The 22,286-nt window shown below is 48.1% G+C and carries 21 protein-coding genes; 9 read left to right on the plus strand and 12 right to left on the minus strand.

The window, feature by feature from the left end; translation table 11 throughout:
- The first annotated feature begins 29 nt into the window (after positions 1-29).
- The 4 genes from AOA63_RS10170 (at position 30) to AOA63_RS10185 (ending at position 4,009) form a co-directional block, all read left to right on the plus strand.
- Positions 30-647, plus strand: a complete 618-nt coding sequence (locus tag AOA63_RS10170) for a hypothetical protein (protein ID WP_053959594.1) — start codon at positions 30-32, stop codon at positions 645-647.
- A 238-nt stretch (positions 648-885) separates the two neighbouring features.
- Complete coding sequence (locus tag AOA63_RS10175; protein WP_053959595.1) at positions 886-1,440, plus strand: hypothetical protein; 555 nt, start codon at positions 886-888, stop codon at positions 1,438-1,440.
- Between the two features lie 322 nt (positions 1,441-1,762).
- Entirely contained in the window at positions 1,763-3,343 is a 1,581-nt protein-coding gene (locus tag AOA63_RS10180) for an archaeosortase/exosortase family protein (protein WP_171822685.1), read from the plus strand.
- A gap of 60 nt (positions 3,344-3,403) precedes the next feature.
- Positions 3,404-4,009, plus strand: coding sequence for a hypothetical protein (locus AOA63_RS10185; RefSeq protein WP_053959597.1), 606 nt, complete (start codon positions 3,404-3,406; stop codon positions 4,007-4,009).
- Between the two features lie 208 nt (positions 4,010-4,217).
- Here AOA63_RS10185 and gnd read toward each other — a convergent pair whose 3' ends face one another.
- The 3 genes from gnd to AOA63_RS10200 form a co-directional block, all read right to left on the minus strand.
- A complete protein-coding gene (gene gnd / locus AOA63_RS10190; RefSeq protein WP_053959598.1) occupies positions 4,218-5,120 on the minus strand; it encodes a phosphogluconate dehydrogenase (NAD(+)-dependent, decarboxylating) in 903 nt (300 codons plus the stop codon).
- A gap of 200 nt (positions 5,121-5,320) precedes the next feature.
- Positions 5,321-5,992 (minus strand): GGDEF domain-containing protein, encoded by a 672-nt coding sequence (locus tag AOA63_RS10195; RefSeq protein WP_053959599.1) that lies wholly within the window; start codon positions 5,990-5,992, stop codon positions 5,321-5,323.
- Positions 5,993-6,891: 899 nt separating this feature from the next.
- A complete protein-coding gene (locus AOA63_RS10200; RefSeq protein WP_053959600.1) occupies positions 6,892-7,623 on the minus strand; it encodes a GGDEF domain-containing protein in 732 nt (243 codons plus the stop codon).
- A 259-nt stretch (positions 7,624-7,882) separates the two neighbouring features.
- Here AOA63_RS10200 and AOA63_RS10205 point away from each other — a divergent pair, with 259 nt between their 5' ends.
- Complete coding sequence (locus tag AOA63_RS10205; RefSeq protein ID WP_020374272.1) at positions 7,883-8,131, plus strand: AbrB/MazE/SpoVT family DNA-binding domain-containing protein; 249 nt, start codon at positions 7,883-7,885, stop codon at positions 8,129-8,131.
- On the opposite strand, the gene rsmI is transcribed toward AOA63_RS10205, so the two are convergent.
- The 7 genes from rsmI to AOA63_RS10240 form a co-directional block, all read right to left on the minus strand.
- Entirely contained in the window at positions 8,128-8,988 is an 861-nt protein-coding gene (gene rsmI, locus AOA63_RS10210) for a 16S rRNA (cytidine(1402)-2'-O)-methyltransferase (RefSeq protein WP_053959601.1), read from the minus strand. The genes AOA63_RS10205 and rsmI overlap by 4 nt on opposite strands.
- Entirely contained in the window at positions 8,979-9,242 is a 264-nt protein-coding gene (locus AOA63_RS10215; protein WP_053959602.1) for a GIY-YIG nuclease family protein, read from the minus strand. Before AOA63_RS10215 ends, rsmI begins: the two co-directional genes overlap by 10 nt.
- Positions 9,229-9,951, minus strand: a complete 723-nt coding sequence (locus tag AOA63_RS10220) for a hypothetical protein (protein WP_053959603.1) — start codon at positions 9,949-9,951, stop codon at positions 9,229-9,231. The genes AOA63_RS10215 and AOA63_RS10220 overlap by 14 nt, the downstream gene beginning before the upstream one ends.
- A complete protein-coding gene (locus AOA63_RS10225; protein ID WP_020374268.1) occupies positions 9,938-10,264 on the minus strand; it encodes a cyclic-di-AMP receptor in 327 nt (108 codons plus the stop codon). The genes AOA63_RS10220 and AOA63_RS10225 overlap by 14 nt, the downstream gene beginning before the upstream one ends.
- Before the next feature lie 117 nt (positions 10,265-10,381).
- A complete protein-coding gene (gene tmk / locus AOA63_RS10230; RefSeq protein ID WP_053959604.1) occupies positions 10,382-10,993 on the minus strand; it encodes a dTMP kinase in 612 nt (203 codons plus the stop codon).
- Positions 10,966-12,390 (minus strand): aminotransferase class I/II-fold pyridoxal phosphate-dependent enzyme, encoded by a 1,425-nt coding sequence (locus AOA63_RS10235; protein ID WP_242848377.1) that lies wholly within the window; start codon positions 12,388-12,390, stop codon positions 10,966-10,968. The genes tmk and AOA63_RS10235 overlap by 28 nt, the downstream gene beginning before the upstream one ends.
- 43 nt (positions 12,391-12,433) lie before the next feature.
- Complete coding sequence (locus AOA63_RS10240; RefSeq protein WP_053959606.1) at positions 12,434-13,846, minus strand: hypothetical protein; 1,413 nt, start codon at positions 13,844-13,846, stop codon at positions 12,434-12,436.
- Between the two features lie 96 nt (positions 13,847-13,942).
- Here AOA63_RS10240 and AOA63_RS10245 point away from each other — a divergent pair, with 96 nt between their 5' ends.
- Positions 13,943-14,602 (plus strand): DUF5666 domain-containing protein, encoded by a 660-nt coding sequence (locus tag AOA63_RS10245; RefSeq protein ID WP_053959607.1) that lies wholly within the window; start codon positions 13,943-13,945, stop codon positions 14,600-14,602.
- 213 nt (positions 14,603-14,815) lie between these two features.
- Complete coding sequence (locus tag AOA63_RS10250; RefSeq protein ID WP_053959608.1) at positions 14,816-15,529, plus strand: alpha/beta fold hydrolase; 714 nt, start codon at positions 14,816-14,818, stop codon at positions 15,527-15,529.
- Positions 15,530-15,595: 66 nt separating this feature from the next.
- On the opposite strand, the gene AOA63_RS10255 is transcribed toward AOA63_RS10250, so the two are convergent.
- Positions 15,596-16,918, minus strand: a complete 1,323-nt coding sequence (locus AOA63_RS10255; protein WP_082343888.1) for a purine-cytosine permease family protein — start codon at positions 16,916-16,918, stop codon at positions 15,596-15,598.
- 358 nt (positions 16,919-17,276) lie between these two features.
- Positions 17,277-18,344 (minus strand): hypothetical protein, encoded by a 1,068-nt coding sequence (locus AOA63_RS10260; protein WP_206742825.1) that lies wholly within the window; start codon positions 18,342-18,344, stop codon positions 17,277-17,279.
- A gap of 188 nt (positions 18,345-18,532) precedes the next feature.
- On the opposite strand from AOA63_RS10260, the gene AOA63_RS10265 reads away from it, so the two are divergent.
- A complete protein-coding gene (locus AOA63_RS10265; RefSeq protein ID WP_053959611.1) occupies positions 18,533-20,119 on the plus strand; it encodes an acyl--CoA ligase in 1,587 nt (528 codons plus the stop codon).
- A gap of 634 nt (positions 20,120-20,753) precedes the next feature.
- Positions 20,754-21,992: an MFS transporter gene (locus AOA63_RS10270; RefSeq protein ID WP_053959612.1), complete on the plus strand. Its 1,239-nt coding sequence runs from the start codon at positions 20,754-20,756 to the stop codon at positions 21,990-21,992.
- The last annotated feature ends 294 nt before the right edge of the window (positions 21,993-22,286 follow it).

A 22,286-nucleotide genomic window follows, 5' to 3' on the forward strand; every position in this document is an offset into this window, starting at 1 on the left:
TAGGCTCGGAATCGAAAGGAAGACAAATTATGCCACATCGTTGGTGGATGATTCCTCTCCGTATATTGCTCACCGCGGGTCTGAGTGTGCCATTCTTTGCCCAAAGCGCAACACCTCTCGCAACCTCACAGCAACGTCAACATAAACATTCACAAGATGCCTTAGTTATGGACTATGTGAATGCCTCTTCCCAAAACACAGAACCTGGCCCCCAACAGTGGCAATGGACCATTAAGATTAGCAATGTCAAAACACCCGAAAACTCCGGATTATTCCGCAAAATCAGGGTATTAACCTCCAATCAGCCACAAAATTTTGTCAAGAACGATAATATTGGGAGTCACCTATTCAATTACCCAATTGGATCCAATCAAGTTGATAACGGGACCATGACCTTCGCCATGCAAAGTCCCTTCCCTCCACCTAACGCGTCTTTTATTGATGTCTCGGAACATGACACGCCGCAGTCCACATCAGCCGAAGGAAGTGGAAACGGTGTAGACGTGCGTCAAGAGTCTTCTATCTCAATTACATCTTTACCTTACAGGCAATTACCCGAATTACCCATGGCTAGTGTTCTGCCTGCTTTACTGGTCACAGGTTTGGGAATATGGGTATATAAACAACACCGTATAGTATCCCCTTGACTTTAAAAACAGGCGACCATCGCATAGGCTTTGCAAATTCCCTTTTAAACTCCTCAAATGAATTCCTCATCAAGTATGTCGTGAACAGGAGACGAAGTTTGAGATAGTAATCGCGACTGTTAAACCAGGCCTCATGCGTTATGGTTGCCTTATCATCATACGTTTGCTTTGGTGTCCTTAAAGGTTCGAACGCGTGTTGATATCCTTAGCCTTACGATAAGAAGGGGTTGATATACTGGTGAGCACCACATTTTGGCGATTTTCTGGAATACTTGGTCTGGCGGGATCAGCGCTGTTATCTATGGGCCACTTAGTACTGGCAGCAGAACCGGGCACGGCGAGTAGACATCAAACTAAGATTATTAACACGAACCGTCCCAGTGCGAATACACCGCCAATCACCATTTCTATGAAAGATAGTGTCAACGGCACTGATGAAGGCTCTATTACCATTACAGAATCCACGTCCACTTCGGGAATGGCCACATGGAACTGGAGCGGTCTTGGTATCGGAGATTTTGTCAATGTCTATACGTTTTCCAAAGATTCTCCTCAAACGCCTACACTTCTTTCGCAAAGTAGCGGCAAAGTCACCACAGCTGGTTCTTATAGTGCAAACATCCAGCTACCAAAAGGAGACACATGGTCCAATACTGGCATCGAAATGAGTGAATCAGCCTTTGCAGTGGGCCAATTACCAGAAGTTCCGTGGGCAGCAGCATTACCCCTACTTCTGGTCGTTCCATGGGGTTTAACCCTTATCCGCCATAGGCGTCAAGTTACCTCCTCGTGATAGTCTGGTCAAGCATTTAGGCCAAAACACGGCTTATGATGCCTTAAAATTCCCCCTCTTCGCCTTCTATACCCAGCTGAGATACCCATTGAGACCGCAGGTAGGACTGACAGCATCTTATATATTTGATTACGCTGTATCTACCATGCTACAAAGCTGCTGGATTGAATCGAAATCGCCATGGCTGTCTGGAAGCGCCTTTCGGGAGCATTCCACACACTCCAGATTATCCGACCCTTATAGATTTTTCAGGAATGGGAGGAACAACAAAGACATCATGACAGGAACAGAGATTCATAGCCATCGTAAACATTCGCTTGGCATGCTGTGGACTTTGTGGGTCATCGTTTCCATCTTTCCTCTATTGGCCTACGCCTCTCCTTTATGGCAGAATGTCTTGGCGGATACTCCCATCGCGGATTTAATTTGGATCCCTATTTTGGCTCTAGGCTGGGCGACTTGGAGTATTTTGACCGGGGATTTCAACCGCCCTGATGATAGTGAATTAAATGGTATTTTAGGACTCACTTTAGCCGTTGTTGTCGGGTTATCCCTAGTCTTAGGCCCCGTCCGTTGGCCCACATTCTTTGTGTTTAATCACGGCGGCCTGTTGTTGTGGCCTTTATGGATATTGGCGATGACCTGGATATTTTGGGGGATTGAAGCGACGCGCAAGGTTTTTGCCCCTTTACTCTATCTGGTATTAGTGTGGCCGCCGATTTTTGAAGCCATAGCCAATAACACGCAAACCGCTCTGGTCAAATGGGCCATTGCCGTATTAAATGATTTGTCCCATCACGTATCCTGGTTACATGCCGCTCAAATTGCGGGAACTTTTGGGGTCAATTACCATGGTCAAAATATTTTGGTAGTGGTGGCTGAGGCTTGCAGCGGCGCTGATAGCCTCTTAGGGGCTGCTATAGTGATTCCCGTGATTTGGTTTATGTTACAAGGCGGGAATGGAAAAAAAACCGTGCTGAGTAGTGTTGCCTTATTCGGTGCCTTAATCCTCAACTGGATAAGACTTGCCGTCATCGTTCTTTGTGTTCATATTCTTGGGCCATCTGTCACCTTTCATTATATCCATCCCGTTCTGGGATTCATCTTGTTTGGGTTGTTGGCCGTTATGTTAGTAATCCTTTTAAAACCCCTCAAACTCCACATGCCCACAATTCAGATGTCCTCGACGGTAAGATTTGCCGGTTGGGGACGAATTAGTGGGGCCGTGCTTGTTTCTGCCGTACTTTTCTTCTTTCTCCGTCCCTTATTTAACCTGGCCCAAGGAACGTTTGGCAATCCCAGTCCCGTTAAACGGTACCGGGTTGCAACATTCCTGCCTTCGTTGCCTCAATTTCAAAAGAGTCCCGCATATTATGCTAATGAATCCTCTGTATTGGGTCCCGATTCTGCAACCCAGGCGGATCTTTACGTCATGCCCCATTCTGGAAAAGAAACACTCGTCGAAATGTGGAGCACGGCTAACGCGTCCCGACTGGCGACCTACGGATTTCATGCCTGCTTACTATATCACGGCGATAATATCGTAGCATCCCAGTCATTTCAACTGGTCCATGGGGTGGTGGCCACTGCTTATGCTGTTAGCCTTCCCCCAAGTACGGTCGGCGGACAGCGATCGACATATGTTGATATCGAGTGGAGCGACGCAGTGAAAACATCTCAAGGGATTCGCTATCAAAGATGGTCGATTGCCTCGTTTCCCGCTTCTACGCCTAACCCTACCAATCTTCATCTACCCAATCATCTTGAACCCTTGACGGCGATCGAAGCAATGACAGCGCCAGGCACGCACGGTCTTTGGCCGTTGGCTACCTTGCATACCAAGACGGTCCTAATCGCATTGGCTGACGAAATGTTCCATGCCAGTTTGAGAAACCATGAATAACTCAGTCATGTTAGTGCTTGCAAAACTTTTCCAATCTCCCCATGAAAGGAGGACGCCACGATGAAAAAAATCTGGAATCACCGGGTGGGAAAGTCGCTGACCATTTCAGTCGTCATTGCAGGCATTAGTGTCGTCGTGCTCAATCTGGGTTCATTACTTGAAGGTGTTCACAAGGCGCATAGCACCTCCGTGCCGTCGCGCAATGTACACCTGCTCTCAGTACACCAATTTTCTAAGGCGTCAACTGATTATCTATCGGTTGTCGTTCCGGAAAAAGATTTCACTATAACAGAACATGGTCATCAAGGCATGGCCACTTGGATCGCGCCAGCCAGGTGGCAGCTTAGTTCCGGAACTCAAGTTGTTTTGTGGGGATGGCCTAATCAAACCTTAACCACTTTCAGCCATTACGCCCCAGAAATTCTAGGAAAAACTACTATTCACGGTCCCTCGCGGACGATACGCATCATTTTCACCTTGCCTCCGTCGTGGCCTGACGTCCACGAAGTCTTTCAAATGAAAGTCACGTCCCCCTATTTCGCTAGTCTTAAGTCCCCGCCCTATGGACAACTCCCAGAAGTCCCCTGGGCCGCGTTATTGCCATTCATAGCACTATCTGGGTTTGGCATAGCATTTTATCACAACAAAAAATCACCGCCGATATGATAGCCATGAGTAATCAGAGCATTTGGGCGCGTGCGCTGACCACGCATGGGGTAAACGCGATTTTCTAAAAATCATTAGCCACAACAAAGTCAAAATTAAAATAAAAGGGGAGAGTTCAAGAAAAATATTTTGTCTTGGCTTAAAGAAAACATCCAGGCAGATAGCCTATCTATCCGCCTGGAATTCTCAATCTAAAGAAGAGAATTCTTTAGGAAGGATCGTGTTTGATATTGTGGCCTCCAAAAGCATTGCGCAGGGCGGCAATAACTTGTGCACTATAGGACTCTTCTTGCCGTGACGCAAAACGGGCCATTAACGACAAGGTAATAACAGGCGCAGGCACCGATTCCTTGATAGCCTCTTCCACGGTCCAGCGTCCTTCTCCCGAGTCTTCCACGTATCCGCGGATGCCTTTGAGGTCAGGATTTGTTTTAAATACATTTTCTACGAGTTCCAATAACCACGAGCGTACCACACTTCCGTGATTCCACATATGACTAATGGCGGCAAAATCTAACTCAAAAGGACCTTTTTTCATAATCTCGAAGCCTTCGCCATAGGCTTGTAAAAGCCCATATTCAATCCCGTTATGCACCATTTTGACGAAATGTCCGGCACCGATTGGACCCACATGCAAAAATCCATCCTCTGGAGCTAAACTCTCCATAATAGGACGAACATGGTCAATCGCTGTGTCACTTCCGCCGGCCATAATGGCATAGCCGTTGGCTAAGCCCCAAATGCCCCCACTAGTTCCCGCGTCAATAAATTCGATACCAAGTTCCTCGGCCCGCTGTCCCCGCCGGATTGAATCGCGAAAGTTCGCATTACCCCCATCAATCACAATATCGTGCCGAGACAGATAGGGTATCAAGGTTTCAAACAACGTTTCCGTGGCTTCTCCGGCTGGTACCATCATCCAGACCACCCGCGGGTGTGGCAATTCTTTAATCAGATCCGGAATTGACTCAGCCCCTATTGCCCCCAGTTTCTCCAATTCGCGCACTTTGTCAGACGTACGATTCCATACCACCACTTCATGTCCATGGCGTAAAAGGCGCTGGGCCATATTGGAACCCATTCGTCCTAATCCCAGCATTCCGATCTTCATGATGTCATTCCTCCTAGTGTTTGTGAGCTTATCATGCCCAACGGATAAACGTACCTGTGAAAAAAGCGGGGCCCATAATTGGCCACTATTCTCTCTAGACGCAACGAGATGGGGTCAATATCAGATTACAATTCGCCACCGGTCATATCCAGGTGGATGTTTAGTCTAAATTAAATAACATCCTGTCAGATAGATCGTATTCATGATCCGAGACGCTCCTGATCGGGTACAAACACCGATGCTAAAGCGACTCGATTTCGCCCGCCCAGTTTCGCGGAATACATGGCTTGATCTGCTTCATCAAGGAGAGTCGTCAACGACCGCGGCATTTTTTCCGAATTCGCACTAACGCCTACACTGATGGTGACCCATAATGAACGACCACGAATCAAAAATGGCTGAGCGCTGATCTGAGACCGAATACGCTCTGCCACACGCTGGGCGTCAGACAGCGATGTTTCCGGCAACAAAATTACAAACTCCTCGCCCCCGTACCGGATACAGGCATCACCTTCTCGCAACTGCATCGCAATACGCCGTCCCACCTCAGTTAACACCGCATCCCCAGAACTGTGGCCCCAGCGGTCATTCAAAGATTTAAAGTGGTCGATATCCACAAACAGCACCGCCGCGCGAAGTGGATGGGAAATGGATGCCCAGGCGTTCTCCAATTGTCCACGTGCTGCCATTTGTGTCAGAGGATCTATTGTGACCAAGAGCCGAAGTTGCTCAAGTTCTTTCGTTTGATTCGCAACTTTCTGAGCTTGTGCAACACATCCCGCACAACAATACACCTCTCCACGCCAGTGGATTATTGAATCTGCCAAAACAATTCCACAGTGCGCGCATCGAATCGTCGATGCATGGTTCACCTTTATGCCTCCTTTTCACTCGTTTCACTGTTACCCGTTTGCCACGAACGCGAAAACACAGCCCCGTAGCGTACCACACAAAATCCCCAACGATTCATGAAGGTAGGATGTCTCATGCCGACAACGCGTACTCACGCTCTATGTGAGTGCCTCTCATTGGACAATGGCACGTTTAGCCACCCTGTTCTTCTTCTAGCCCGCTCAAACCGTCTTTCCGTCGGCAATCTTCGTTATAATTCATGAAATCGCCTTCATCTTGTTCCCCAGGTCATTTGGTAATCTCTGTGTCACCATGCCCTTTTCCATGCATAATCATTCCCTTTGGACCGGTGTGCGCTTAAAACTTGCGACATTGTTCCTTCGCACTTAACATGTATTTGTCTTTGTCTCTTACCGACTCCAAGTCTTATTAACCAAAAGATTTTACTCCTATTTCCAATATATCATATAAACACAATATTAAAATGGATGACAGGAAAATCCGATAGGCCAAAAAGCACGTTGTCCCCACGTATGGGTCATTATCAGATGAACCCATAAACCATTAGAATGGAATGATCAGTTTGATCATCACTGATCCAGCTATCTGTCATCTTTCCGGTTCCTGGTTTTACGGCTTCCTAGGTGCTCTCAGACGGGTCATTCACATGCTTCTGAGGCGAGTCACCGAGCTTGCCCGCGTATTACACCAAGACAGGCGAAGAGAAGAACACCGAACGCTCCAACCTTTGGTGAAAGTAATCGCTACGCACCGGCTGCGGTCATATGGAGCACCGCATTGCGAACCTTTCTACCGATACGCAAATCCCCGCTGCCTTTATTTTTTGACCGAACAGAGGCTCGTTGCTCTCTCATGATTTTCCAAATTGAGAAATATCTTGCCCAAATCGGCGTGAACACTAATTGTCCTCGGGACTCATGCGAAAACTTTTGGTTAAAGGTAATCTTTGGTCATAGGAAAGCGCGTGACGGCGATCAATTTCTATGCCCATTCGTTGTTTTTCGGGTAATTGATTTGTAGCCTTTTTGGCCCGCTTCTCTTGATACATGGCTTGATCAGCGCGGTCAATGAGGGCATTCAAATCTTCCCCCGGGTGGTATTGGACAAGACCAATGGAAAATTGAATTTCCGGATCTGCTGTGCGAATTCTCCCGATGAGCTCTTTGGCGACAGGAACTGATGCACCCGGTAGCACCAGCACAAATTCATCGCCCGCCCACCGGATCACTAAATCGCTACGGCGAATTTGACTAAAAATCGTATGGACGACACGACACAATAGACGGTCTCCCGCCTGATGTCCAAAATGATCATTTACCGCTTTAAGGTTATCCATGTCTAAAAAGGCTATCGTTAAAGGATTATGCGCTCTTACGTCACGTATGAGTTTCGCCAATGCCTGTTCTCCTGCATAGCGTGTTAAAGAACCCGTCAGCAAATCCCAATTGGAAGCAAAGCGTGCCATATTCTCCCCGGTTCCCGCTATTGTTCCGTACCGACTCAACAACTCACTAAAGATCAACCGAATCTGTCGGTCCATTTCTTCACGCGAAATACCTAAAATAGTGACCATGTCTTCAATAGATGTTCCTTGCATCATTAGCAGGCGAATACGATCATTCTCAATCACGTTTTCTAGCCTCCCAAACCTCCGTCTTCCCAATTCATCCGGGAACTCATGTTGCGTGTCTTAAGCATATCTCGGGGATAACCAAAATGCAGTGCTAATCCTAGTGCCATCTTCCGTCTCATCATTGTCGGCACGGCCATCTTTTATCCCTGTTTTTTCCAATCCTTTACTCGACAAAATTTTTCAAGTTTGTTGACTATATTTTGGTAGTTCTGGTATTATACTTCCAAAAGCTTGTCGAATATGAGGGAGTGAAGGCATGAAGTCAACAGGAATTGTCCGTCGAGTGGACGAGCTTGGTCGCGTCGTCCTGCCTATTGAATTGCGGAGGACATTACAAATTGAAGACAAAGATTCCTTAGAAATCTATGTCGATGGAGAAAAAATCGTCCTGCGGAAATATGAACCGGCGTGCATTTTCTGCGGAAACGCCGAAAACATTGAGACTTTCCGCGGTAAGAATATTTGCCACGATTGCTTAAAAAGCTTGCATATTGAAGCGGTTTAATTGTTCCGGCTCTTTTGAGCGCGATTATACAATTCTCGACGGGAAATGTGATATTGGGAGGCGATCTGCTGGGTCGCCTCTTTGATTGTGTGCCCTGCTGCAACCAAATTTTCCACGTCATCAATAAGCTTGCCCCAGTCGGGTTCTTGATCACAAACGGAAGGCATTGGTCCTAACACTAAGACCATTTCTCCCTTCCAAGTCCGGTTTTGACTCACTAACTCACCCAGCGTCCCTTTCCAAAACTCTTCAAAGTGTTTAGTCAGTTCCCGCCCGAGAACAACCAGGCGATCCCTCCCTAAAAGCTCCACAAGATCGGCTAAGGTCTTGTCCATATGATGAGGGGCTTCATAAATCACACTGGCATAAGGACAAGCATGAATTTCCTGTAGTCTCTCGCGCCGGGCTTTTCCATGTGGCGGGATAAAGCCCCAAAATACATAGGGGTGGGGAAATCCTGAAGCTGCAAATGCTGTAACCTGCGCCGACGGGCCAGGAATGACCGAAAACGGAATATGGTTTTCATAAAGCCAGACCATTAGTTCTTGACCCGGATCAGAAATAGCCGGCATTCCCCGGTCTGAAACCAGTGCAAGACTTTCTCCTTGGGCAATCCACGTTGCCACTTGTTGCAGACGCTGTGACGCATTATGGGCATGAAACGACACCAAGGGACGGTGGATATCAAAAGTACGGCAAAGAATTTCTGTTTCCCGGGTATCTTCGCATAAAATCCGGTCAACCTGCCGTAATACCGCTTGGGCTCGGGGCGAAAAGTCTTCGAGGTTTCCAATAGGCGTTCCCACCAGGTATACATGCCCGGGTTCTACCCAGTGATGATCCGTGTTTACAGACACGATAGTTTAAGGGCCTCCTTTGCTCTATGGGGCAGCTGTTTAATGCGGTATTCTTCGCGCAACGCCTGGGATTTGGTGTATGGTCCAAACTGACACCAGACCTCCAGCGGCTTATGTGCCCGGGTAAATTTGGCGCCTTTTCCTCGCTGATGAACGCGAAAACGCTGAACCAGATTGGTTGTGATTCCGGTATAAAACACATCACCTTGACATCGTAAAATATAGACCCACCATATGGCCTTATTGCCGGACATGATCGAACACGTCCCGTAAAATCTCTTTGATCAAGTCCTGGGAACCATTGGCGTTCAAATGTTGAAAAGCTTGATAACTCGCTTCCCAGAGTTCTAGCCAGGCTTTGTTCTGGTGCCGGCGATATTGGGTTCTGACCCAATAAGAAAACTGAATCAGTTGTTCTTTGGTTAAGTCATTGCCGGCAAAAAATTGATAAGGATCAAACTGCCTAGCTTCATCCTGGAGATCGGGATCAGCCCGCACGACTTGGCATCGGCTTCTCACCGTAGGTAAGAGTCCATGAGTTTGTTCTGTCACTAAAATAAAGGTGACATAGCTAGGGGGTTCCTCGAGACTTTTTAACAAATAATTTTGGGCCGCTTCGGTTAAACGGTGGGCTTGGTCCACCCAAATAACCAAACGATGGCTCCACAGTGGCGGCCGGTTAATATTCTGCAAAACGATCTGTAACTGATCGCGACGAATCCGGTCTTTTTCCGGTTGGATATGAATGACATCCGGATGGTCGAAGATATCACGTGAACAGGACCGGCACTCACACCCTCTATATCCCTGTTCTTCGCAGGTCATTTGTCGTGAAAGCGCGGTGGTTAGTAAATCCGCCTTCTCTTGGCGTCCTTGAATCACCAAGGCGTGGCCTAAACGCTTGGTTTGCCACGCCTGCAGAATCAGGGGCCACGAACTTAAATACGCTTTAGAATTTTTCATAACGATCAATGTCCACGACAAATATTGTTGCCCCGCCCACAGTCACCTCAACCGGGAAAGGAATATACGGTTCTCCACTATGCGAGGGCGTTTGTGGCGTAAGCGTCTCTTGCCGGGCAGCTGACGTCCGTTTCAAAATATGAATGACCGCTTCGACATCTTTTTCTTCAATTCCCACCAATATCGTCGTGTTGCCCTCGCGCAAAAAGCCTCCCGTACTCGCCAATTTCGTCGCCCGAAATCCCCGCCGGTTAAGTTCGGTAACCGCTCCCGATGCATCTTTGTCCTGAAGAATGGCAATGACCAGTTTCACCAAGAAACCTCCTCATAAATAAATCCATCCCTGAAAGACCCTTCACGGTTGTGCCATGTTAAGTATCCCGTTTGCATACGTCGTCTACGCTCTATCTTGTCGTCATCATGCAGGACGTTACTCAATATTTAAATAGGATTTCACCACATGCTGAATGTCTTTCGCCACATCTTCCACCGGACGCATACTGGCCACAATATGCCATCGGGCAGGATCTTGTTCAACGAGTTTATTATAGCCGGATTCCACCCGTTGGAAAAATTCTCTTCCCGACTTTTCAATATGGTCCTCTCCTTCGAAAAATGAAGGACCCTTGAGCCAAAATGTCAGGTCAGGTTTTAATCCCTCTGTGACGTGCTGATTTACTGTTTCGACCCACTGGACATCGATTCCCCGACCATATCCCTGGTATGCCACGGATGAATCGCTGAACCGGTCCATGATGACAATGTGTCCTTGCGCTAATAAGGGGCGAATGACCGTTTTGACGAGTTCCGCCCGGGCCGCTGCAAAAAGTAATAATTCGGCCTCAGCACTGTGTATTTGTACCGTATGCAATAACAAGCTTCGTAGTGATTCGCCAAGCATGGTGCCCCCGGGTTCCCTAAGCACCGTTACCGGATATCCAATGGTTCGCAGCCATGCTGCCAAACGCAAGATCTGCGTCGTTTTACCGACTTTTTCTATACCCTCAAATGAAATTAGGGCACTGCGTTTTTGATCACCCATAGCCCTTCATCCTTCCCTTCATCATCCCCTGTTGGGGGAGGGGGTTGTAATCCTTTTAGGTCTCCACTGCCCCTTAAGTACCATTCCCGGTACTCTGTTAGCCATGATATCACGTCTTGATTAATGCCTTCGCCCGGAACAACGAGAGGAATGCCCGGGGGATAAGGTATCAAGGGTCTTGCTGCGATCCGGCCTAAAGCTTTGGACCAGGGAATCCATTCGTTTTCTGCCGTCATCGCCTGGTAAGGCGGCATTATTTGTTGCAGGATAGGCCAGCGTCTCCAGTGAGCAGCCCGGTGATAATCAATGTCTCGGTGAGCAAGAACAGCAGCTAGGGCGGACTTCACCGTATTGATGTCATCATAAGGCGTCACAATGAGCGTCACGCCAAAGGGATCTGATTTTTCTTCCACCCCAAATTGTTCGAGTCGGTGAAGAAGACGGGATCCGTCTCCAAGAATGGTCAATTTAGCGGCATCAGCTTGTCCGCCTTGACGCTCCCACCAATCTTGCAACAGGCTCAGCCCCTGATCCCGCCACCTCACACGCAAGTCTCGCAACTGCTCGGCTAAAACTTGCCAGCCTCGGTGGTATTCTCTCTGATGGCGTAAATATTGGAAGTAATCAAGAGACGCTAATAAGAGATAAGAAGGGCTCGACGTCGCCAAAAGATCCCACGTATCTTGGACCTGAGACATGGAAATGATTTCAGAATTCAGGTGCAATAGACCAGTTTGCGTTAAACTGAGTTCGGTCTTGTGCACCCCATGACACACTAAATCGGCGCCTTGCATCAATGCAGAACGGGGAAAACCCTCATGTCCCCAAAAATGTGTGCCATGGGCTTCATCAACGATTAATGGAATGTTGTGCTGACGGCAAATGGCTGCCGTGGCCGAAAGATCCGCTGCGAGTCCTTCATAAGTGGGATTTGTCACAATGACAGCTTTCGGCTTAAATTGTTCAATGAGCCGGGCACGTTCCTCATCGTTGACAGGCAACGGATAACCCCCGGGCCCCATCTCGGAATAGGCCCAAATCGGCCGAAGGTGTCCGAGGATTAAGGCCGCATGCACCGAGCGGTGGGCAATGCGATCCACCACAACGGAAGACCGCGGCGGACACGCCGCTAAAACGGCTGCCATAACTGGCAAGGTCGCCCCCTGGACCGAATACCATGTTTTTTGGGCACCAAAACTTTGGGCCATGAGGCGCTCAGAATCATGAATAGGATCGTGGCCATCCGATTTGGGGGTCAGTTCGCGCACTTCTGTCACGTCCCACTCCCCTAACAAATAGGGTAAGGGCATCCGGCCTTTGTGACCAGGCGTATGCCACCTGGCTTTGCCGCTAGCACTATAAGCCTTGAGCGCTTCAATAATCGGCGTTCTTAACACCAAAGACCGTCTCTCCTTTCTTTTGTGTGTTCTTCTTGATATCTCACCACGAACCCCGGTGTTCAAATAAAATGGCCGTCTTGGTCTTTATAATAGGTGTCCATTGTTTAGGCAATGATAATAAATATGTCGACACCGCGGTTTTCGGTTGCCACAGCACATAGTGCACATGATACTGCTTCCAAATGATATTCGGATTTTCTGTTAAATTTTTGATAGCCATATATTGGTTGAGTTGATGTCCCTGTAAATAAAAGTCTGTCCGACCGTCAATAAACACGGGGATATGCTGGGAGATCAGGTATCCTCCCCAATGATACATGTTAAAAACCCGGCCCTGATGGGTTTTAAGATATTGTGCTGCCAAAATTGGTTCTCCTACCGGTTTTCCAGGGGGGACGATGGGTTTTTCAAAAAGGATTAACCCGGTTAACAACAGCACAATCGGTGCTACCACATATCCTTGAATCCGGCGAAAAGGCCAATCCCGGGTGAAAACTCCCAGTAACACAGCCCACTGCACATCGTAATAAGGAAGAAACCGGATCGATTTCATTGTGGCATAAAAGAGACCGGCCACAAGAAAAAAGTCGGGCCAATTCACTGGGATGTTACCAAACAGCATCAGCAACACCAGAAGGAATAGGGGAACCAAAATCACGACAACCCAAATCATCATGTGGAAATTCGGCGATTGCCATTCCGCGATATACTGTGCAATACGTTCAGAAAATGACACATGCCAAGAATAGGCCCAAAGTCCGGGCCCGTTGGGATTAATGAACGAGCCCAGGACCGACACGATAAAGACCCCCGCCCATTGTTTCAGCGATACCTGGCTCGGCACCGTTTTAACCCGGGCCGTATTAATCGGCACCATTATCCAAATACCTTCCAATAGGAGCAACAAAAACCCCAGAAGGAAGCTGCCATGCATATTAGTCCATACCCACAGTAAGGGTACCGACCACCAAAGACGCCTCGGATGCGTTTTGGCATCCCACAAAATGATGAGCATCCAAACAAAAAAAACATAGCTAAAAGATTGAGGCCGGTCCTTGACAAATTCGACCAATCCAGGGGTCGCCATTAAAACCAAGAGGCCATTTTTAAGACCTTTAATGCCCCGCAAGGATAACAACCAGGCCAATGACACTACCAAAATAGTTCCCATTCCGGCTGACATCAACCAAAATGCTACGCCTCCCATCTCAGACACCAAGGCCGCTAAGAGAACTTCATAGCCCCATTCTTCTGTGACCCAAGGCTTGTGGTACAGGGTATAGGAAAAAACATCACGATGTAAGACGAGATGGTGATGAATCATATACTGGCCCGCCGCCCATTGCCAAAACACATCCCCACTTAAACCATTGTGAAGACTTTGCGCCCAAAACAAACTCGCTGCCAAAACAATCAAAGCGCCTTGCATAAACTGGTGATCGCGTCGTGTCATCGTCATCAAAACTCCTAAAATTTTCTTGTATTGCTTGTTCGCAACAGGGACTAAAATGTCCTGCTTTCGAATATCTCCTAACCAGGAGGGATGGACATGAAGCAGAAATTTTCTATGTCCCGGAGAACTGCAGGATGGTTAATGGCGTTGTTGGTCGCTTTTGTGGTGGTGCACTATGCCTACCAGAAAGCACCCGGTCCCTTGACCCGCGCGGTCACAGGCCAGCCCGCTATCCAAGTGGCACTACGGGGGGAAATTACGAATCTTAATGCCAATACGGTGGCCTTAACATTAGAGGATCCCCATGGCGATTTAACAACATTGTCGCGCATAGTTCAATTAACCGACCATACCCAATATGTCATGCCCGGGGAACCGCCATTAACAGGCACCAGCGGTCTCAAATACTTGCAAAAAGGCTATCGTGTTTTTGTCAAAGGTCGGGGAACCGCCGATAACCAAGTCATTGCCCAAGTCATTCATGTGTCGTTTCCACCCATTAACGGCACAATCAGTGCATTAAGTCCGTCCTTACTCACACTCAAAGTGCCCAACCAACCGCAACTCGCCAATATTGCTCTGACGTCTCATACCGCCATTTATGTTCCGGAAGGGAACTGGAGCAAGTTACAGGTGGGTGCTCCGGTTCGAGTGTGGGTCATTCCGACTACCAATGGCAATACCTCTTCTCTCACTGCCTTATCGGTAATGGTCTTGTCGGCTGCTCAAACATCGGCCTCCTCGTTGAAGCCATAACTCCCATATAGGGATCCGGGATCCAAATTTCATTGCCCGGATCCCATTCTAAGACTTCTCGCCATTGGGAAGGCACTCACGTCCCTGTTTTCAATTTACCAAGAATATGGCGTTTTATAGGGAATTTTGCCGTATCATATTTTTAAGAAACCAATAAGTGTTAACAAACTTCCATTTCGGGTTGGCAGAGGTTCTCGATTAGGAGGGTACATTTTGGATCGCATCTATTTGCTTCATGGCTTTATGGGCACTTCACAGAGTCATTTTCTCCACCAAATTACCGCCTGGCACGATATTTTTACGGTGATTCCCATTGATTTACCGGGACATGGGTCAAATCCCTTGGACGGCACCCGTCCCTATTTTTCTTCAACGCTTTCATGGCTCATGGATCTCATTGAAGACCAAGGTCGAGGACATCTTGTCGGCTTATCGTTAGGCGCTTCTCTTGCCATACATGTGGCCTTAAACAACCCAGGTTTGTGTCAAACCCTCGTGTTAAGTGGCTACTCGCCCTTTATTCCTGAAGAACTCGAACCGTTAATGCGGCAACAATATGAGCAATTTCAACGTATTGAACAAGAACAGCCCCAAATCGTTCAAGAATTTCTCACGCTCCATGGTACACGCTGGAAGAATACATTAATGGCGGTTCTTGATGATATGACCTTTCATTATCCCCGTGTCGATGATCACGCCCTCAGAACTCTTTCTGTTCCGACACTCGTGCTTAATGGCTCGCAAGAATCCTACGAACGCCATGCTGCCGTTCATGTAGCCGATATCGGTAATCCTCTGTTGCAAGTAGGCCTTATTCCCGGAGCAGGGCACGTTGCTAATAGGCAAAAACCTGATGTTTACAACACCATGGTACTCGATTTCTGGGCGGGATTGTCTGTGACGGACAAACCTGTTTCTCCTTCATAATTGCCCGTCCTAAAGAAAAATGGCGGCGCCCCATTTAGGCACCGCCAGAAAACCTGAGCCTTAGGATTATGATAACGAATGGGATAGCGCGGCGGACTTGCGAAGACGCAATAAGAGATAATACACCAACGCCCCCACCAGCATACCTACGTAGTATCCTGTATCACCGTTGTCTAACATTTTGGCGACAGGACCTTCGAAAAGGATCGTCGACATAAAGGGAATGACGGCCACAATTCCAGCAAGAAATCCGCCGATCGCTGCGGTGTCTACACCTTTGGACGACAGCGCACGATCTTTGTTAATCAATCCGTGATAGGCCGCAACCAACACAATTCCCACCCAGGGTGCGACCCAATAACTGAGGAGCAATAAGAAGTTTTCATAATCAGCCAGCAAATGGGAATTGGCCAACCAGGCCACAAGCCAGCCGACCGCGCCTAAGAAAATCGCAGCATGAGTGCGGCGGATGGGAATATCCAGCGTTAATAAGGACAAAGTTGCCGTATAGCCGTTAATAGCGTCCGCTGTCATTGTGCCAAATATAATCGCGAGCAGGGCAAAACCGGTTAATGGTCCCATCAAGTTTTGCACCATCCCAATGGGACTCAAATTGCCCCAACCTAACGCTCCAACCACCGCGCCAATACATTCGACCCACACCGTGCCCACAAATGTTCCCCAAAATGTCGCCCAGAAAACGCTTTGGGGTGAAGTGGTTTCCGGCAAGTAACGGCCGTAATCTGATGCATAAGGCGCCCAACTAAAAGAATAGGAGACAACGGCAGCCAATTCCAACAAAAAATCTCCGTAATTGCCTGCGTGCGCTAAACCCAGATGCGGCAAATGATGAATCACTTCGTAACTCATCAAGACAAATAACAGGCCTTGAACATACACCATAACGCGTTCAAATCGATGAATAATATCATAGCCTAAATATCCCAGGGCTATTTGACCCGCAGCAACGAGAAATAATCCGAGGGCTAGGGGAATGTGTAATAATTTCGCCATGGCCTCTCCGCCTACCGCGGTATTAATCGTGTACCACCCGATAGCCGATAAGGTATTTAAAAAGGAAGGCAAATAATTGCCCCGGCGCCCAAAAATACTGCGGCTCAATGGTAATTGAGCTAGTCCTTGGCCCGTGCCTGCTTTTGCCGTCAGTCCCACTAAAAGAGACGCAATAATATTTCCTAAAATAATAGCCAAGAGAGTTTGACCTAAATCTAAGCCTAATACCGGACCTAATACCCCAACCAGCCATGCCGGCATTCCTAAGTTCGCTGAAAACCACAACGAAAATAATTGAGAGGGTTTCCCATGCCTTTTCGCCGAGGGGACCCATTCAATACCTAGGGGTTCTACCAGTTCTTCCGTAGCCATCATCTCACCTCCATTTTGGAATATATATCACCTGTCATTACACATGTCAAATTCCAATCACAACACTACACTCTTTAGAAAGTTTTTATACATGTTGACAGATATTTTCTCTATGCAAAAACGTCTTTAAATCTCTACGATAAGACAACGCAATGCAAAAGTCCGTGTTTGGAGGCCAACACAGATCGAACAAGTTTTCATATAGAATAAAGGGAATTTCAATCGCAAAACGAAAAGTGCTAATTTATGGGGTTCAGATTGCATACACTCACGCTCTCATTAATCACTTCAATCACTTCAGCCGTCATCCGCCCCCCTCAACGCGGAGCGCAGTCACAAACAAAACCTCCACTCTATATTCCTATCCCTGCCAGTTAATCCCATTATTCTGGCTAGACACTTGAAAAATCTTTCCAGAACTGAGGGAAACCGATACGGTGATATGACCATGACCCGCCAAGATGATGGTTGGCACTTTGCCGATATTAGGTTGACTAGGACAATTGATCCGTGTCTCTTGCCATGATATTCCGCCGTTCGTGGTCCGAAACAGGAGAATCTGCGGGGTCGCATACGATGGTTGGGCAATTAGTCCGTCTTCAGTTGTCCAAAATGCGAGTGCGGGGTTTCCTACAGTGTCAGGAAAAACCTGGTAGGGTGACGCCGTCCACCGCGTATAATTCACCAGGTTCCAGTGTCTTCCCCCATCTTTGGAACGAAAGAGGAAAAAAGGCTCTTGTGCCGTAGCCGCCTCGCCGCCTACCAGCAGCCACCGGTATTGCCCCATGGTCCATGTACTTTCAGAAGGGGTGTGGGACAGTCGAGTCTTGGCTAGCAACAAACGAACTCCTTGGGTAACACTCAATGGCTGAGGCGCCTTTATAGACGCGAGGATACTCTGCGCCGTCTCTGATTCACTGGTAGGCATAGACATATTCATCGCATACCGAGAACCCAGCAAGCTCAGATCCGACATCGTCACATACAATTCGCCATGAATATTTTCCATTGCTTCGGTAAAATATGGACTCTGATTCCAAGGATTTTTGATAAGTCCCTGCGGTTTAGGAAGAGTCGGAAGCAATTGAAAGACATCGGACCGGTTCAGTGGGTCCATTGTCAGCGTAAGACGTGCTTTGCCCGTATTCGCAACGATTTGGCGCACTCCTAAGGATAATTGATGGAACGAGTGAACCTTCCAGGTATTCGGCACCCGAACCGACAAGTCTCCGAGCCGTAGAAGCGTCGAGTGCGGCATCATTTCAGATGACGTCGATGATTTTATATGGGTTGAGTGAGTTTTTGATACGCCAAACTGAGATGAAGGGCTGGCGGAGACATGGGTATGATGACTGACCACTGGCGACGGCTTAAACCCGCATCCTGCCAACACATTCATCCCTAACAGTCCCGCCATCCAATATGACATGCTCAAGAACGCGAACTTCATTTCCGTTACCCCTTTCATACATATAACGCCCACATTTCGTTCCAAGTCACCATTTCTGTTAGATGCGGATGCTAGTCAAAATCGAACAAAATTTTCAATTTGAACAGGAATATTTCAAGCATTTGGCGTATTGGGACAATATCAATCGTTATGGGGGAGGCATAAGCATGACACCGGACAATCCATGGAATTTTGGCCGTGATGTGATCGACCGCTACGCTCAAGAAAAGCCGGACGCGCTCGCGTTATCGATGATGCATAATGACACGAATATGCTGTTAACTTTCCAAGATATCTCACGTCTTTCAGGGCAGACTGCCGATTGGCTAAAAGCTCAGGGCATCGGCAAAGGGGACCGCGTCCTTATTGTTCTAGGAAAAGACCCGGCATTTTGGCCCATCATGGTCGCGTTAAATAAATTAGGCGCCGTCGCTATGCCCGGAACAACGCAGTTAACCGCTAAAGATCTCTTGTACCGCTTACAAGTTTCTCACGCCACCTCAGCTATCGTTCTGCCCGAGATTGCTGATAAATTACAGGACGAGGCTCTTCATTTAACGCATCCCATTGTGGTAGGAGGAGTCCGACCCAATTGGATCTCATTTGATCCCTATCATTTGGACAACCCGGTGTTCGATGGATTTCCTACGGACTCCACTGATCCCACATTAATTTACTTTACTTCCGGCACTACCGGATATCCCAAAATGGTTCTACATAATCAACGATATCCAGAGGCCCATACCATCACCGCTCAATATTGGCTCGGACTCAACCAAAACGATCTGCATTGGAATATTTCAGATACAGGTTGGGCCAAAGCCGCATGGAGTTCATTATTTGGACCTTGGATGGTTGGTGCCGCCATTTTCGTCGATAATATGACCGGTAAATTTGATCCCCAACAGTTTTTGCACATTTTATCCACACATCCCATTACGTCGGTCTGTGCACCACCAACCGTTTACCGGTTAGTCGTCAAAGAAGATCTTTCCCTTTGGTCATTTCCACATCTTCGAAGCGCGGTATCAGCTGGGGAACCCCTCAATCCCGAAGTCATTCAAATCTTTAAGCAGGCTACAGGCCTTGATATACGCGATGGCTATGGTCAAACTGAGACGGTTTTATTAATCGGTAACACTCCAGGACAACCGATTAAACCGGGATCTATGGGACGACCGGCGCCGGAATTTGAAATGACCGTGATTGATCATCAAGGTGTTCCTTTACCACCAGGTCAAGAAGGAGATATTGCGATTAAGGTGCATCCGAAACGACCGCGTGGGCTATTTCAGGGCTATGTCAATGATGAGGAAGGAACCCAAAAACGGTTTGTCGGGGATTATTACATAACCGGAGACCGGGCCATTGTGGATGAGGATGGATATTTTTGGTTTGTAGGCCGCGCAGACGATGTGATTATCAGTTCTGGATACCGCATTGGTCCTTTTGAAGTGGAATCCCTCCTTGTCGAACGCCCCGAAGTATTAGAAGCAGCCGTCGTCTCTTCCCCCGATCCCATCCGTGGAGAAATTGTCAAAGCTTTTGTCGTATTGAAACCAGGAATTGAGCCCAGTGCGGCATTAGCTGAAACCCTGCAAAATCATGTCAAAACGCAAACGGCGCCCTATAAATATCCCCGGGCAATCGAATTCGTGACGGATTTGCCGAAGACTGTCTCTGGAAAAATTCGGCGCATTGAATTACGGCAAAAAGAGTGGCAAAATGCCACCAAACCTCACGGCCCCGCATAAAACCGCTTATATCGATAGAACTGACCGCCATCAGATCATGGGATCGTAATCAATTCCGATCTGGTGGCGATTATATAGAAATTTATCGAATTTCCAATCTCGCTCCGGATTGTCGCATCAAAGTTAGGCTGGTCTATTGAAGGAATTCCGATCAATTTGATTATAGCGTTCAACAAGGTGCTGGATTTTCCCGATTACAACCGGATTAACGGCATCCAATGCGGCTTGTAACCCATCCCCCTTCAGCACATCACACCCCAAAATCAGGGTATGATTCGGGCTTCTTAACTCATGATAGTGAAAATATACACTGAAGTGAAGTGGAATGTTATTGGGCTTGCCGGATGTGATAATATTTTGGGAAATATTATTGTGACTCTAACGGCCATAGTAACTTCTTGTGAGGCTCCGAAGGAGGGAACAAAAACCAAAGGCGCTTCGTTTCCCCCGAGGGAGGTTCCATGCTTTTTTGAATTGCTGTCCGGACCTGCCCGTTACGGGTTACATGATCAACAACTCTCACGTTGCCGTCAAACTGCACTGTCTCGCCGAAAACTGTGAGATAAACGGGACGGGGATTCTTGAAAAAATAAAAATGCCATCTTCGTATCCCGCAAAGGGGATAACACCTATTATGAGAGTTCCGGAAATTTTTCGCATTCCTCATTTTACACGCTTCTGGCTCGGTCAAACCGTATCCGCCTTCGGGAATAACTTGATGCCCATTGCATTTGTATTTGCGATCTTATCCTTGGGCGATTCTGCGGTGAGCCTTGCGAAGATTCTTGTGGTTTTGTGGGGCGTTCGCGTCGTGGTGCAATCATTTGGCGTCGCCATTTCAGACAAATTACCGCGAGTTCCTTTGATGATCATCGCAGACGGCGTGCAAGCCCTCGCCCTCACGGCCTTGGCGCTCTTGTATATTTTTCATGACGCGCGCATCCTATGGCTTTACGGCGAAGCCGCAGTGGAAGGTGCGCTGCAAGGTCTCTACGATCCAGTAGCGACCAGCCTCCGCCGACAGCTGATTCCCTCGGCGTCTCTCCAGCAGGTTGTCAGCGCACAGAGCCTGGCGAGTAAGGGTACGCGGATTATCGCCCCACTGGTCTCCGCATTTTTAGTGCGCGATGTCGGGTTCTGGAGTGTCTTTCTATTGGATGCGGGCACCTTTGGATTCAGTGCCCTAACCCTCCGGGGGATCCGTTATAAGACGCCACCGCCTGAACTTGCTATCCGGACCAGTTGGTACGCAGATTTTGTACAGGGCTGGAAGTGCTTAATCAAATTCCGATGGATTCTATGGCTTGCGCTGGCAACGTCCTTTAATAATATGATTATGGGAGCGTTTGCCGTGGTAGGCCCGACGATCACCCACAGAAGTTATGCCGGCATTTTGGCTTGGGCAATTTTACGGAGTGCTACCATGGTCGGTGGAGTGGCGGGAGTACTGATAGCCTATCGGGCAACCTGGCCCAGACCTTTTGTGGTCATCCAACTCATAAGTGCGATCTTTATCGCACTCCCTATGATCCTTTTAGCATTACACGGGAACCTTATATGGGTGGCTGTGACCGTGGGACTCATGGGAGCTGCCCTCGCGATAAAATCCGTGTTTTCCGACACAGCGATAAGCCAGCAGATTCCAGCGCGCGTTATCGGACGCATCGATGCGTGGGATACGACCCTCGGCGATCTCCTCTTACCCGTCGCCTTTGTGCTTGCGGGTCTGGGTATCCATATATTGGGCGTGCGCCCCGTTCTGTGGGCCATGGCCGTCACCAGTATATTCACGAATATCAGCGTACTCGGCTTTCGCACGGTGCGGCAAATATCTCTCACTTATGGTCCTACCGAAGGCATGGTGGAAGAATGACAACTCGCCCCGAGCCCGCATGCCTCCCAAACGCTTCGCGGGTTATCTGGTCATGAACCCGAATTTCTTCAATCATTTTAGCTTCACACACCCGTTGTGTTTACTGCTCACGAACGAAGGATTGACGGACCGTTTATGCGTTGATGAATTTCATACGCTCATTATTCGAAAGCGCCTGGCGCTTCCAAAAATTCCAATGGTGCTACGTAGATGGGAATACATACCATTTGAGCAGCCATAATGGTCCGGTTGCTTGATCCATTTAGTGATCGCGTTGGCAATTGCGCAAGAGCT

Origin of the sequence: Sulfobacillus thermosulfidooxidans, assembly GCF_001280565.1 — a bacterium.
GTDB classification, from domain to species: domain Bacteria; phylum Bacillota; class Sulfobacillia; order Sulfobacillales; family Sulfobacillaceae; genus Sulfobacillus; species Sulfobacillus thermosulfidooxidans_A.

Bases quoted from the DNA above. Each gene is read 5' to 3' on its own strand.
- AOA63_RS10205 (WP_020374272.1), top strand. From the start codon at position 7,883: ATGAAGTCAACAGGAATTGTCCGTCGAGTGGACGAGCTTGGTCGCGTC.
- AOA63_RS10170 (WP_053959594.1), top strand. From the start codon at position 30: ATGCCACATCGTTGGTGGATGATTCCTCTCCGTATATTGCTCACCGCG.
- AOA63_RS10270 (WP_053959612.1), top strand. From the start codon at position 20,754: ATGAGAGTTCCGGAAATTTTTCGCATTCCTCATTTTACACGCTTCTGG.
- AOA63_RS10245 (WP_053959607.1), top strand. From the start codon at position 13,943: ATGAAGCAGAAATTTTCTATGTCCCGGAGAACTGCAGGATGGTTAATG.
- AOA63_RS10220 (WP_053959603.1), bottom strand. From the start codon at position 9,951: ATGAAAAATTCTAAAGCGTATTTAAGTTCGTGGCCCCTGATTCTGCAG.
- AOA63_RS10215 (WP_053959602.1), bottom strand. From the start codon at position 9,242: ATGTCCGGCAATAAGGCCATATGGTGGGTCTATATTTTACGATGTCAA.
- AOA63_RS10265 (WP_053959611.1), top strand. From the start codon at position 18,533: ATGACACCGGACAATCCATGGAATTTTGGCCGTGATGTGATCGACCGC.
- AOA63_RS10185 (WP_053959597.1), top strand. From the start codon at position 3,404: ATGAAAAAAATCTGGAATCACCGGGTGGGAAAGTCGCTGACCATTTCA.
- AOA63_RS10240 (WP_053959606.1), bottom strand. From the start codon at position 13,846: ATGACACGACGCGATCACCAGTTTATGCAAGGCGCTTTGATTGTTTTG.
- AOA63_RS10180 (WP_171822685.1), top strand. From the start codon at position 1,763: ATGCTGTGGACTTTGTGGGTCATCGTTTCCATCTTTCCTCTATTGGCC.
- AOA63_RS10260 (WP_206742825.1), bottom strand. From the start codon at position 18,344: ATGTCATATTGGATGGCGGGACTGTTAGGGATGAATGTGTTGGCAGGA.
- tmk (WP_053959604.1), bottom strand. From the start codon at position 10,993: ATGGGTGATCAAAAACGCAGTGCCCTAATTTCATTTGAGGGTATAGAA.
- gnd (WP_053959598.1), bottom strand. From the start codon at position 5,120: ATGAAGATCGGAATGCTGGGATTAGGACGAATGGGTTCCAATATGGCC.
- AOA63_RS10255 (WP_082343888.1), bottom strand. From the start codon at position 16,918: ATGATGGCTACGGAAGAACTGGTAGAACCCCTAGGTATTGAATGGGTC.